12 protein-coding genes are annotated in these 12,425 nt (G+C 74.8%); 10 read left to right on the forward strand and 2 right to left on the reverse strand.

Annotated features, from left to right (window positions below; genetic code table 11):
• Window positions 1–107: 107 nt before the first annotated feature.
• The 5 genes from ACH443_RS05175 to add all read left to right on the forward strand — a co-directional run bounded on the left by ACH443_RS05175 (window position 108) and on the right by add (window position 5,141).
• Window positions 108–647 carry an AAA family ATPase gene (locus ACH443_RS05175; protein WP_430589652.1) on the forward strand — a complete coding sequence of 180 codons (540 nt, stop codon included), beginning with the start codon at window positions 108–110 and terminating at the stop codon, window positions 645–647.
• 43 nt (window positions 648–690) lie between these two features.
• On the forward strand, window positions 691–1,629 hold the full coding sequence (dapA, locus tag ACH443_RS05180; RefSeq protein WP_430589653.1) for a 4-hydroxy-tetrahydrodipicolinate synthase: 939 nt from the start codon (window positions 691–693) through the stop codon (window positions 1,627–1,629).
• A 22-nt stretch (window positions 1,630–1,651) separates the two neighbouring features.
• Window positions 1,652–3,337, forward strand: a complete 1,686-nt coding sequence (locus ACH443_RS05185; RefSeq protein ID WP_430546951.1) for a ribonuclease J — start codon at window positions 1,652–1,654, stop codon at window positions 3,335–3,337.
• A gap of 327 nt (window positions 3,338–3,664) precedes the next feature.
• Window positions 3,665–4,039, forward strand: coding sequence for a DUF4328 domain-containing protein (locus ACH443_RS05190; protein WP_430589654.1), 375 nt, complete (start codon window positions 3,665–3,667; stop codon window positions 4,037–4,039).
• A gap of 31 nt (window positions 4,040–4,070) precedes the next feature.
• Window positions 4,071–5,141 carry an adenosine deaminase gene (gene add / locus ACH443_RS05195; RefSeq protein ID WP_429762236.1) on the forward strand — a complete coding sequence of 357 codons (1,071 nt, stop codon included), beginning with the start codon at window positions 4,071–4,073 and terminating at the stop codon, window positions 5,139–5,141.
• 13 nt (window positions 5,142–5,154) lie between these two features.
• Here the strand turns inward: add and ACH443_RS05200 are convergent, their stop codons facing one another.
• Window positions 5,155–5,736: a TetR/AcrR family transcriptional regulator gene (locus tag ACH443_RS05200; protein WP_430589655.1), complete on the reverse strand. Its 582-nt coding sequence runs from the start codon at window positions 5,734–5,736 to the stop codon at window positions 5,155–5,157.
• A gap of 92 nt (window positions 5,737–5,828) precedes the next feature.
• Here ACH443_RS05200 and ACH443_RS05205 point away from each other — a divergent pair, with 92 nt between their 5' ends.
• Window positions 5,829–6,242, forward strand: coding sequence for a hypothetical protein (locus tag ACH443_RS05205; protein WP_430589656.1), 414 nt, complete (start codon window positions 5,829–5,831; stop codon window positions 6,240–6,242).
• A gap of 322 nt (window positions 6,243–6,564) precedes the next feature.
• Complete coding sequence (locus tag ACH443_RS05210) at window positions 6,565–9,138, forward strand: DNA translocase FtsK 4TM domain-containing protein (protein ID WP_430589657.1); 2,574 nt, start codon at window positions 6,565–6,567, stop codon at window positions 9,136–9,138.
• Between the two features lie 40 nt (window positions 9,139–9,178).
• Here the strand turns inward: ACH443_RS05210 and ACH443_RS05215 are convergent, their stop codons facing one another.
• Window positions 9,179–10,477, reverse strand: coding sequence for a CapA family protein (locus ACH443_RS05215; RefSeq protein ID WP_429762232.1), 1,299 nt, complete (start codon window positions 10,475–10,477; stop codon window positions 9,179–9,181).
• 74 nt (window positions 10,478–10,551) lie between these two features.
• Here ACH443_RS05215 and pgsA point away from each other — a divergent pair, with 74 nt between their 5' ends.
• The 3 genes from pgsA to ACH443_RS05230 all read left to right on the forward strand — a co-directional run bounded on the left by pgsA (window position 10,552) and on the right by ACH443_RS05230 (window position 12,276).
• The gene (gene pgsA / locus ACH443_RS05220) at window positions 10,552–11,154 is read left to right on the forward strand and encodes a CDP-diacylglycerol--glycerol-3-phosphate 3-phosphatidyltransferase (protein ID WP_430589658.1); all 603 of its coding nucleotides are present in this window, start codon (window positions 10,552–10,554) and stop codon (window positions 11,152–11,154) included.
• On the forward strand, window positions 11,151–11,693 hold the full coding sequence (locus ACH443_RS05225; protein ID WP_430589659.1) for a CinA family protein: 543 nt from the start codon (window positions 11,151–11,153) through the stop codon (window positions 11,691–11,693). The genes pgsA and ACH443_RS05225 overlap by 4 nt, the downstream gene beginning before the upstream one ends.
• 235 nt (window positions 11,694–11,928) lie before the next feature.
• Entirely contained in the window at window positions 11,929–12,276 is a 348-nt protein-coding gene (locus ACH443_RS05230) for a helix-turn-helix domain-containing protein (protein ID WP_429762229.1), read from the forward strand.
• Window positions 12,277–12,425: the final 149 nt, after the last annotated feature.

The following is a 12,425-nucleotide window of genomic DNA, read 5'->3' on the forward strand; positions in this document are numbered from 1 at the left end:
GTCCGCTCGACACGGGGAACGGCAGACCTCGCCCGCGGCCGGTTCCCCGCGACGTTCCCGACGACGTTCCCGACGACGTTCCCGACGACGTTCTCTACGATCGACGGATGGGCGACGGGCGGGGCGAGGGCGCGGTGACGCTGCTGCTGCTCAACGGGCTGCCGGGCGCCGGGAAGTCGACCGTCGCCGGGGTGCTCGCGGCCGGGCGGCCAGGCACGCTCGTCCTCGACGTGGACGTGGTGCGCACGCTGATCTCCGGCGACCCCGCCCGGGCGGCGGAGCCCGCCCGACGCCTCGCCCTCGACATGGCGCGCTCGCACCTGCGGGCCGGAGCCCACGTCGTCGTCCCGCAGCTCGTCGCGCGACCCGACCAGGTCGCACGGTTCGCGCGCGCCGCCGCGGACGGCGGCGCGCGGTTCGTCCACGTGATCCTGCGGGTCGCGCCGGCGACGCTCGCGCGTCGGGTGGCGGCCGACCGTGCTGCCGGACGCGCGGCGCACCGTGCCGACCTCGACGACGCCGCCCGGGGCGCCTACGCGGCGGGCCTGCGAGAGGTGCTCCGCACGGCGGCCGCGGTCGAGGTCGACGCCGACACGGCGGACGTCCCCGGCCTGGCGGCGCGGCTGGGGCGCCTGCTCGACGGGTGAGTCCCGTCCGTCGTGCACGGTCGCGCCCGGTACGGTTGACCTCATGACGCTCGCCCCTGCCGCCGCGCGCCCTTTCGGCGCCGTCCTCACCGCGATGGTGACCCCCATGACGCCCTCGGGCGACCTGGACCTGGACGCGGCGGTCAAGGTGGCGAAGCGCCTGGTGGACGACGGCAACGACGGGCTCGTGCTGTCGGGGACCACCGGCGAGTCACCGACGACGCACGCCCCTGAGAAGGCGGACCTCGTGCGCGCCGTCGTGGACGCCGTCGGCGACCGGGCGTACGTGCTGGCGGGTGCCGGCTCCAACGACACCGTGCACGCCGTGCGCATGGCCGAGCAGGCGGCGGAGGCGGGCGCCCACGGGCTGCTCGTCGTCTCGCCCTACTACTCGCGCCCGTCGCAGGAGGGTCTGTACCGGCACTTCGCGACCGTCGCCGACGCCACCGAGCTGCCCGTGATGCTGTACGACGTCCCGGGGCGCACGTGCGTGCGGATCGCGGCGTCGACCTACGAGCGCATCGCACGGCACCCGCAGGTCGTCGCCACGAAGGACGCCACCGGTGACGTGTCGTCCGTCGCGCCGCTGGCGGCCGCGACGGGCCTCGCCTGGTACTCGGGCGACGACAGCCTGCTGCTGCCGTTCCTGTCCATGGGCGGGGCCGGTGTCGTGTCCGTCTCCGCGCACGTCGTGGGCGGGGCGTTCGCCGAGGTCGTGCGCCGGTGGGACGCCGGGGACACCGCCGGCGCCCTGCGGGCCTACCTGCCCACCGTGCCCGTCATCGAGGCGCTCAACGGCGCCGGCGCGCAGGCCGCGATGGCCAAGGCCGCGATCGAGGCGCTCGGTCTCGTGGACAACCGCGAGCTGCGCCTGCCCAACGTGGCCGCCTCCGAGGACGACGTCGCGCGGCTGCGCGACGCCCTCGCGACGGCGGGCTACCTGAACGACGGCGTCCGTGCGGGCGTCACCACACTTCCGTAAGACCTACCGGCCTGGAGGCCCCGTGAGCCACCCTCACCCCGAACTTCCCCTGCCCCCCGCCCTGCCGTCGAAGGGGCTGCGCATCGTGGCCCTCGGCGGCCTGGGCGAGGTGGGCCGCAACATGGCCGTCCTCGAGTACGAGGGCCGCCTGCTGATCATCGACTGCGGCGTCCTCTTCCCCGAGGACCACCAGCCCGGCGTGGACCTGATCCTGCCGGACTTCGACTACATCAAGGACCGTCTCGACGACATCGAGGCGATCGTCCTGACGCACGGGCACGAGGACCACATCGGCGCCGTGCCCTACCTGCTGCGGCTGCGCCGGGACATCCCGCTCGTCGGCTCGCGGCTCACCCTCGCGTTCGTCGAGGCGAAGCTCAAGGAGCACCGCATCAAGCCGGTGCTGCGCGTCGTCGCGGAGGACCAGACCGAGCGGTTCGGCCCCTTCGACTGCGAGTTCGTCGCCGTCAACCACTCGATCCCGGACGCGCTCGCCGTCGCCGTCACGACCGGCGCCGGCACGGTGCTGCACACCGGCGACTTCAAGATGGACCAGCTGCCGCTCGACGGCCGCATCACCGACCTGCGCGCGTTCGCCCGGCTGGGCGAGAAGGGCGTCGACCTGTTCATGGTCGACTCCACCAACGCCGAGGTGCCCGGCTTCGTCACCAACGAGGTCGAGATCGGCCCGGCGCTGGACGCCGCCTTCGCGCAGGCGGAGAAGCGGATCGTCGTCGCGTCGTTCTCCTCGCACGTGCACCGCGTGCAGCAGGTCCTCAACGCCGCGCACGCGCACGGCCGCAAGGTCGCGCTCGTCGGCCGCTCGATGGTGCGCAACATGGGCATCGCGGCGGAGCTCGGCTACCTCGACGTCCCCCCGGGCGTCCTCGTCGAGCTCAAGCAGGCCGCGAGCCTGCCCGACGACCGCATCGTCTACATGTCGACCGGGTCGCAGGGCGAGCCGATGGCCGCCCTGAGCCGCATGGCCAACGGCGACCACAAGGTGCAGGTCGGCCACGGCGACACCGTGATCCTCGCGTCGTCGCTCATCCCGGGCAACGAGAACTCGGTGTTCCGGGTCATCAACGGGCTCACCCGCCTCGGCGCCCGCGTCGTGCACTCCGGCAACGCGAAGGTGCACGTGTCCGGCCACGCCAGCGCCGGCGAGCTCCTGTACTGCTACAACGTGCTCAAGCCGAAGAACGTCATGCCGGTGCACGGCGAGGTCCGCCACCTGGTGGCGAACGGCGCGCTCGCCGTCCGCACGGGCGTGCCGGCCGACCGCGTGATCCTCGCCGAGGACGGCGTCGTCGTCGACCTCGTGGACGGCAAGGCGTCCGTCGTGGGCGCGGTGCCCTGCGGCTACGTCTTCGTCGACGGCTCGACCGTGGGCGCGGTCACGGAGAACGAGCTCAAGGACCGCCGGACGCTGTCCGAGGAGGGCTTCGTCTCCGTCTTCGCCGTCGTCGACACCGCGACCGGCAAGGTGATCGCCGGCCCGCAGATCCTCGCCCGCGGCATGGCGGAGGACAACGCGGTCTTCGAGGAGATCCAGCCCGACGTCGTGGCGGCGCTCGAGAACGCGATCGCGGGCGGCGCCGCCGACACCTACCAGCTGCAGCAGGTGATGCGCCGTGTCATCGGGCAGTGGGTCAACCGGCGCCTGCGCCGTCGGCCGATGATCGTGCCGGTGGTCGTCGAGGCCTGACGGACCGGACGCCCTGGTCAGGGGCACGAGCGGCGGGGCCGCGCCACGATGCTGGCGCGGCCCCGCCGCCGTCCCGGAGGTCTCCACGACCCAGCCCGACCCGTTCGCCCCGCCGTCCGGTGCCACCCCGCCGCTCGGCGCCACGCCGCCCGAGGCTCCGCCGGCTCCCGCGCCGGCCGCCCCGACGGGGCTCGCGGCGGCGACCGTCGCCCTGGCGGTGGCCTGGTCCGTCGTCCAGGTGGTGCTCCTGGCCGCCTCGTTCCAGGCGGTCGGTCCCTCCGAGGCGGCGCTCGCGGCGTTCGTCGTCGCGTGCCTCGGGGTCCAGCAGTGCCGGCGGGCGCGGTGGTGCTGTGCCCTGCGGTCCGGCAGGTGCGCGGGCCGGTGTGGGTCTGGCTGGGCTGGGCGGTCCCCGTCGTCTCCCTCTGGTTCCCGTTCCAGGTGGTGCGCGACGTGCGCGCCGCCGCGGTGGGCGGCCGGACGCCGAGCCGGCTCGGCTGGTGGTGGGCGTGCTGGCTCGTGGGTCTGTGGGCGTCGAACCAGGCGGCGTCCTCGTCCCTGGGCCTCGCCTCGCGAGACCCGGAGACGGTCCCCGTGGTCGAGGGCCTCGCCACCGTGGCCGTGGTGGCGGGCGCCGTCCTCTGGATCGGCCTGGTGCGCGAGATCACAGGGGGGCTGCGGGCCGGGCTCGCCCCGGTCGCCTGAGCGGCGCACGCGGCACCGTACGCTGCCTGGCATGACCCCGACCCCCTCGACCCCGGCGTCGTCCCACCCGCTCGCGGCGACCCCGCAGCGACCCCCGCGCGCCGAGCTCCACCTGCACCTGGAGGGCACCCTCGAGCCCGAGCTGGCGTTCGCCCTCGCCGACCGGAACGGGATCGCCCTGCCGTTCGCGGACCCGGCCGCGCTGCGCACGGCGTACGCGTTCACGGACCTGCAGTCCTTCCTCGACCTCTACCACGCGACGTCCCAGGTGCTCCGCACGGCGGACGACTTCGCGGACCTCACGGTCGCCTACCTGCGGCGGGCCGCGGCGGGCGGGGTGCGGCACGCCGAGCTCATGGTCGACCTGCAGACGCACGTCGCGCGGGGCGTGCCCCTGGCGGAGGTCGTGGCGGGCGTGACGCAGGGCCTCGCGGACGGCGAGGCGGAGCTCGGCGTCTCCGGCCTGCTGATCGCGGCGTTCCTGCGCCACCGCCCCGGGGCGGAGGCGGAGGAGCTGCTCGACGACCTGCTGGCGCTCGACGCCCCGGTCGCCGGCGTGGGGCTCGCGTCCACGGAGGTCGGTTTCTCGGCAGCCCCGTTCGCGCCGGCGTTCGCCAAGGCCGCCGCGCACGGGCTGCGGCGCACGGCGCACGCCGCCGAGGAGGGCCCGGCCTGGCACGTCACCGAGGTGCTGGACCTGCTCGGCGCGGAGCGGGTGGACCATGGCATCCGCGCGCTCGAGGACCCGGACGTGGTGGCGCGGCTGGTGCGCGACCAGGTCCCGCTCACCGTGTGCCCCGTCTCCAACGTGCGTCTGCGCGCCGTGCCGTCACTCGCGCAGCACCCGCTGCCGGCGATGCTCGAGGCGGGCCTGAACGTGTCGCTGAACTCCGACGACCCGTCGTACTTCGGCGGCTACGTCGACGAGGTCGACGACGCCGTGACCGCGCAGTTCCACCTCTCGCGGGACCAGCGCGCCGACCTCGCCGCGGCGTCGTTCCGCGGGTCCTTCCTGGCTCCCGAGGCGGTGGCGCGCCACGTGGCCGACGTCGAGGAGTGGCGCGGGGGTCGAGCAGCACCGGGGCTGAGCAGCGCGTCCTGACGGGGGCCGGCCCTCAGCGCGCCAGCAGGGCGGGGCCGACGGCGCCCGCCGCGGCGTCGTAGCGCGCGGCGCGGGCGGGCTCGTCGCCGGGCAGCAGCCCGGCGAGCTCGAGCGACACCAGGCCGTGCACGAGCCCCCACAGCCCGACGGCGACCGCCTCGGCGTCGGCGGGCCCGACGCCGAGCACGCGCGCGGCGGCGCCGCGCAGCACGCGGAAGGTGGGCTGCTCGACGGCGGGCGGGGCGTCGGCGCCGGGGCGCACGGCCCGGTCGAACATCGTCCGGTAGAAGTGCGGGTCGGCCAACGCGCTGCGACGGTACGCCACGCCGAGGGCGCGCAGGTCGGCTGCGGGGTCGTCGGTGCGCGGGACGGCGGCCAGGTGCGTGGCGAACCGGCGGAAGCCCTCGGCGCTGACGGCGGCGAGCAGCTCCTCGCGGGAGCCGAACAGCGCGTACACCGCGGACGCGCTCGTGCCGGCGGAGGCGGCGACCGACCGGACCGTCACGGCGTGCTCGCCCCCGGTGGAGAGGGCCTCGGAGGTGACCTCCAGCAGGCGGGTGCGCAGGGCGTCGTCGTGCAGGCGGGGGCGGGCCATGCGGTGAGCGTAGACCTCTTGACCCTGGTTTGCGAACGGTGTTCTATAACACTGTTCGTAAACCAGGCCCGTTCGTCCTCCCGGAGGTTCCCGTGCTCGAGCTCACCGACGCCGCCCGCATCACCGCGGGCGTCGTCCTCCTGACCGTCGTCGGCATCGAGTCCGGCGGCTGGTTCCTCGTGAAGGTGGTCACCGGGAAGGCGCCCGTCACGCCGTTCCAGACCGCGTTCTTCCGGGCGGGGCACGCGCACGCCGGGGTCCTCGTCATCCTGGGCCTGCTGTGCGTGGTGCTCGCCGAGGCGACGGACCTCGTCGGAGGCTGGCTCTGGCTCGCCGCGACCGGCGTGCTGGTCGCCGCGATCCTCCTGCCCGCCGGGTTCTTCCTGTCGGCCGTGGGGGCCGGGCGCACGTCGCCGAACCGGGCCGTCCTCCTGCTGCCCGCCGGGGCCGTCGTCCTCGCCGCCGGCGTCGTGACGCTGGCCGTGGGCCTTCTCACAGCCGGCTGAGGCCCCGTCCGGGGGCCGGCAACACGCGCCCGGGACCTGCGGCGTCGCGACCCGTGGCGCGGGTACCGTGGGGGGCATCATGGCGACCCGGACACCCGCCCGCAGAATTACCGGGACTCCGCGGGGGACGGCACGAACGGGGCGGACCGCATCCGTGGCCGCCCCGACCCGGCGTACGCCCGCCCGGTCCTCCTCCGGCCGCTCGTCGTCCACCCGCTCGTCGGGCAAGGGGTCGGGCAGGAGCTCGGGTCGGGGCACCGGCACGCGCAGGCCGCCGGCGCGACGACCGGTACGGTCGGGGCCGTCCTGGCCCGTCCGGGCGGTGCGCGGCCTCTACCTGGGCGTCGCGCACGGGCTCGGCGGACTGACCCGCAGCATCACCAAGGGAGCAAGAGACCTGGAACCCGAGCACCGCCGAGACGGCCTCGCCTTCTTCCTCATCGCCCTCGCGCTGGTCGTGGCCGCGCGGGAGTGGTGGGGGATCTCCGGCACCTTCGGCACCGTCGTGCACGCCGTCGTCGCCGGCACCGTGGGGCTGGCCGGCGTGGCCGTCCCCGTGCTGCTCCTGTGGCTGGGCTTCCGCGTCATGCGGCACCCCGAGCGGGGGCAGGCGAACTCCCGCGTCGCCATCGGCCTGATCTTCGTCGTCGTGTCGGTGTGCGCGCTCGTCGCGATCGCGGAGGGCACGCCCGCGCCGAGCGACGGCTTCGAGGCGCTCCAGGACGCCGGCGGCATCATCGGCTACCTCGCCGCGACGCCGGTCGTGACCGGGCTGACCGAGTGGGTCGCGGTCCCGCTCTTCCTGCTCCTGGGCTTCTTCGGCCTCCTGGTGGTCACGGCCACGCCGGTGCACCGCATCCCCGAGCGGCTGCGCGGCCTGTACGACCGCCTCACCGGCAACCACCGGGCCGACGAGGCCATGGACGACGACGGGCTCGCGCTCGCCGAGGGCGTCTCGCGGCACGACGGCACCGACCCGGCGCCGCGCAAGAAGCGCACCCGCAAGACGAAGGCGCAGCGGGCCGCCGAGGCGGCCGAGGCCGACGGGCTCGACGAGTACGCCGGGGACGAGGCGTTCGAGAAGGCCGCCACGCTCGAGAAGGACGCGGCCGCCAAGGCTGCGGCGAAGGGCCCGCGCGGCAAGGCCGCCCCGAGGGTCGGCGCCGCCGCGACCGCGCCGACCGAGGCCGTCGCCGCCGTCGTGCCCGACGAGCCCGCCCCGGCCCCCGCGAGCGAGCTGCCGCCGATGGGTCGCGCCGAGCAGCCCATGCTCGACGGCGACACGGTCTACCTGCTGCCCAGCGAGGAGTCGCTCGGCAAGGGCGCGCCGCACAAGACCCGGTCCGCGGCGAACGACCGCGTGGTGGAGTCGCTGACGAAGGTCTTCGAGGACTTCGGCGTCGACGCGCAGGTGACGGGCTTCACCCGTGGGCCGACGGTCACCCGGTACGAGGTCGAGGTCGGCGCGAAGACCAAGGTCGAGCGCATCACGTCGCTGTCGAACAACATCGCGTACGCGGTGGCCAGCGCGGACGTGCGGATCCTGTCGCCCATCCCGGGCAAGTCCGCGATCGGCATCGAGATCCCGAACTCCGACCGCGAGACGGTCGTGCTCGGCGACGTGCTGCGCTCGTCGGCGGCACGCCGCACCGAGCACCCGATGGTCATGGGCGTGGGCAAGGACGTCGAGGGCGGCTACGTCGTCGCGAACCTCGCGAAGATGCCCCACATCCTCGTCGCCGGCGCGACGGGCGCCGGCAAGTCCAGCTTCATCAACTCGCTCATCACCTCGATCCTCATGCGGGCGACGCCGGAGCAGGTGCGCCTGGTCCTCGTCGACCCGAAGCGCGTCGAGCTGACGATCTACGAGGGCATCCCGCACCTGATCACGCCGATCATCACCAGCCCCAAGAAGGCCGCCGAGGCCCTCGACTGGGTGGTGCGGGAGATGGACGCCCGCTACGACGACCTCGCCACGTTCGGCTACAAGCACGTGGACGACTTCAACTCCGCCGTCCGGGCGGGCAAGGTGAAGCCGCTGCCTGGCTCGGAGCGCAAGATTGCGCCGTACCCGTACCTCCTGGTCGTGGTGGACGAGCTCGCGGACCTCATGATGGTCGCGCCGCGCGACGTCGAGGCCTCGATCCAGCGGATCACGCAGCTCGCCCGCGCCGCCGGCATCCACCTGGTGCTCGCCACGCAGCGCCCGTCGGTGGACGTCGTGACCGGCCTGATCAAGGCGAACGTGCCGTCCCGGCTCGCGTTCGCGACCTCGTCGCTGGCCGACTCGCGCGTCGTGCTCGACCAGCCGGGCGCCGAGAAGCTCATCGGCCAGGGTGACGCCCTCTTCCTGCCCATGGGGGCGGCCAAGCCCATGCGCGTGCAGGGCGCCTGGGTCACCGAGTCCGAGGTGCACTCCGTCGTCGAGCACGTGAAGGCGCAGCTCAAGCCCGTCTACCGCGAGGACGTCACCGCGCCGGCGGCGGCCAAGAAGCAGGTGGACGAGGACATCGGCGACGACCTCGACCTGCTGCTCCAGGCCACCGAGCTCGTGGTGACCACGCAGTTCGGCTCCACGTCGATGCTGCAGCGCAAGCTGCGGGTGGGCTTCGCCAAGGCGGGCCGTCTCATGGACCTGCTCGAGTCGCGCGAGATCGTCGGCCCGTCCGAGGGATCGAAGGCGCGCGAGGTGCTGGTGACCCCCGACGACCTGCCGTCCGCGCTCGCCCTCATCCGCGGGGAGACGCCGCAGGCGTACGACCAGGACGCCGACGGCGGGTCCGCGGGCGGCGGCACGTCGGACCCGTACGCGGACGGCACCGACGGGCACGCCCCGCCCGTGGCGACGGACTACCACGACGACGCCGACACCGACCCGGAGAACGGCTGGCGCTGAGCCTCCCGAAGGACCCGGGAGCTTCCGGGCCGGTCGCCGGTCAGTCGTCGCGGGGGAGCACCTCCGGCGGAGGGCCCGTGGCGACGGACGGCTCCTGTCGTTCCGGGGCGACGTCGCCGACCGCGTCCCGGACCCGTTCCTCGCGGGCCTCAAGCTCCGCGGGGGACAGGGTGGTGGTGCCGGGGTCGCCGAGGGCGTCAGGGAGCGCGACCACGTCGTGCCCGCCGCCGATGTCCACGGTGGTGCCGGTCCAGGTCACCCCCGTCACGCGGGTGGGGTCGTCCGGGGTGTCCTGGGTCAGGGACGCCATGAGCAGCACGCCGTTGCTGGTGCGCGCGTCGCAGCACGCGGCGCTCTGGTTCGACAGCAGGTTGCCGAGGCCGTAGGCGACCCACATCCCCTCGCCGTCGGGGCCCTTGCCCACGCGGTCGATCCGCTGGGGGACGTGCGCGTGGTGCCCGATGACGAGGTCGACCTCGCCGGACCGCGCGAGCCGTCGCACGACGTCCTCCTGCTGGTCGGTCAGCACCTCCGTGTACTCGACCCCGGCGTGCAGGCTGACGACGACGACGTCGGCGCCGTCCTCGCGGGCCTGGCGCGCCTGCCGCACGAGGCGGTCGGCGTCGATGAGGTCGACCGCCCAGGGCGCGTCCGCGGGCATCGGCAGCCCGTTGAGCCCGTAGGCGGCGGCCAGGTGCGCGACCGTGATCTCCCGGTCCTCGCGGGTCAGCACGTACCGCTGCGGCTCGTCCTGCTGCGCCGCGCTGCGGGCCGTCCCCGCGAACCCCATCCCGGCGTCGGCCAGGCGCCGGATCGTGGCGGTGACGCCGTCGTAGCCCCGGTCGACGGAGTGGTTGGAGGCCGTCGAGCAGCCGTCCCAGCCCTGCTCGTCGAGGTCGCGCACCAGGCCCGGGGGCGCGCCGAACAGGGGATAGCCGCTGGGGTCCGTGCCCTTCGGCGCCACCGGGACCTCCAGGTGGCACAGGGCCAGGTCGGCGCCCTCCACCCAGGCGTCAAGCCCGGCGAGCAGGGGGGTGAAGTCCGGATCCTGCGGCCCGCCGGCGGACCTGACGACCGGGTTGTGCGTGAGCAGGTCGCCCGCGGCGAGCAGCGTGAACTCGACCGGCCGGGGAGTCGGGCTCGGGGTCGGTGACGGGCTCTCGGCGGGAGGCGCGCCCGCCGACGGCGCGTCCGCGCCGGCGGGGGGCGAGGGCTCCGCGCCCCCGAGAGGTCCGACGGCGAGCACCCCGCCGACGCCGAGGGCGGTACCGCACAGCGCGGCGAGGGCGACGAGACGTCGTCGTGAGGGTCGTCCGTCGTCGGACGCGTGGCGCGGCACGCGAGGAGAGTACTGCCCGCGCGGCCCACCGGCCCGCGGGCGTCCGACGCCCGTCGCCCCGATAGGGTGGGCCGGTGGTCAACGAAGCGCCCTCGCCCTGGAACGTCGCCAACGCGGTGACCCTCGTGCGCATCGCGCTGGTGCCCGTGTTCGCCTGGGCGTTGCTCATGGAGGGCGGGGACTCGGTCACCTGGCGCCTCGTGGCGACGGGCGTGTTCGTGGTCGCCGCCGTGAGCGACCGCGTCGACGGCTACCTGGCCCGGTCGCGCAACCTCGTGACCGACCTCGGCAAGATCCTCGACCCCATCGCGGACAAGGCGCTCGTGGGCGCCGCCCTGATCCTGCTCTGCTGGCCGCTGGGCGAGCTGCCGTGGTGGGTGCCGACGATCATCCTCGCGCGCGAGCTGGCCGTCACCGTGCTGCGGATGGTGGTCCTGCGGTACGCCGTGATGCCGGCGTCGCGGGGCGGCAAGCTGAAGACGGTGCTGCAGGCCGTCGCGATCACGCTCTTCCTGCTGCCCCTGGCGGCGCTCCCCGGTGCCGTGCACGTCGTGGCGTGGATCGTGCTGTGGGCCGCGATCGCGGTGACCGTCGTGACGGGCGTCGACTACTTCGTGCAGGGCGCGCGCCTCCTCTCCGCCGGGCGTCGCGAGCCCGGCCCCCGGCCCGCCGCGTGACGCACGACGGGGCGGGCGGGGCGCCGGCGACGCCGTCGGGGACGCTCGCGCGCGCCGTGCTCGGCGGCGCGCACGCCCGCGGCTGGACGCTGGCCGCCGCGGAGTCCCTCACCGGCGGTCTGGTGGTGGCGACCCTCGTCGACGTGCCCGGTGCCTCCGCCGTCCTTCGCGGCGGCGTCGTCGCCTACGCGACCGACCTCAAGGCCTCGGTGCTGGGTGTCGACCCGGACCTCCTGGCGCGCCGGGGCCCCGTGGACCCCGGGGTCGCCGGGCAGATGGCGTCGGGCGTGCGCCGGGTCCTGAGCGCCGACGTCGGGCTCGCGACGACCGGGGTCGCGGGGCCCGACCCGCAGGACGGTCACCCGCCGGGCGAGGCCTACGTCGCCGTGAGCACGCCCGAGGGCGACCGGGTGCTCCGCCTCGACCTCGTCGGCACCCGCGCCGAGGTGCGTGCGGGGGCGGTGCGGGCCGTGCTGGCGCTGGTGGTCGACGCCTGGGGCGACGCCGCGCGGCACGACGGGCCTGTGAAGGGTGCGTGACGAGCGTGTCGCGGGTCGTGACCGCGGGAACAAGCCCCCGGGTGCCCGCGTTGCGAAGGGTGTGATGACCGACAGGGCACGAAGCCGTCTCGATGCACGCCACACCAGGCCGGGCATGCCGCGCGCGCGGTACGGTAGTGCCACCCCTGGAGCCAGGGGAACGACAGGACGGACGAGGAACCCGGTCACGACCGGTCCGGTGCCGGGACGATCGGACACGGAGAGGGGGCGCGAGATGGTCGTACTGCGACGTGAGATCGGCGACGTGCTGCGCGACGCGCGGCAGCGCCAGGGGCGCACCCTGCGTGAGGTGTCGTCCGCAGCGAGGGTCTCGCTCGGATATCTGAGCGAGGTCGAGCGCGGGCAGAAGGAGGCGTCGTCGGAGCTGCTGGCGTCGATCTGCGAGGCGCTCGACGTACCGATGTCCCTCGTGCTGCGTGAGGTCAGCGACCGGATCGCGGTCGCCGAGGGCCTGCACATCCCCGACACGATCCCGGCGGACGTCTACGCCGGGCTGCTCAGCCGTGCCGGCGAGTCGCGCGACGCCGAGTCGGTGCGAGGGGACCTCGCACCGGTCGGCTGACGCCGAGATACTGATGCCGAGATAGAGAACTCGGACGCGCGAGATAGAGAGGCCGGGGGGGGCCCCCCCACCCGGGGGGGGGGGGACCCGGCCGGCTCGATATCGGGGGGCGGCTGGGGTTATTGGGGCGGGGGGGCGGGGCGGGGGCC

Origin of the sequence: Isoptericola sp. NPDC019571, from assembly GCF_044389385.1 — a bacterium.
Taxonomy (GTDB): domain Bacteria; phylum Actinomycetota; class Actinomycetes; order Actinomycetales; family Cellulomonadaceae; genus Isoptericola; species Isoptericola nanjingensis.

Bases quoted from the DNA above. Each gene is read 5' to 3' on its own strand.
- ACH443_RS05175 (WP_430589652.1), top strand. From the start codon at position 108: ATGGGCGACGGGCGGGGCGAGGGCGCGGTGACGCTGCTGCTGCTCAAC.
- dapA (WP_430589653.1), top strand. From the start codon at position 691: ATGACGCTCGCCCCTGCCGCCGCGCGCCCTTTCGGCGCCGTCCTCACC.
- add (WP_429762236.1), top strand. From the start codon at position 4,071: ATGACCCCGACCCCCTCGACCCCGGCGTCGTCCCACCCGCTCGCGGCG.
- ACH443_RS05200 (WP_430589655.1), bottom strand. From the start codon at position 5,736: ATGGCCCGCCCCCGCCTGCACGACGACGCCCTGCGCACCCGCCTGCTG.
- ACH443_RS05230 (WP_429762229.1), top strand. From the start codon at position 11,929: ATGGTCGTACTGCGACGTGAGATCGGCGACGTGCTGCGCGACGCGCGG.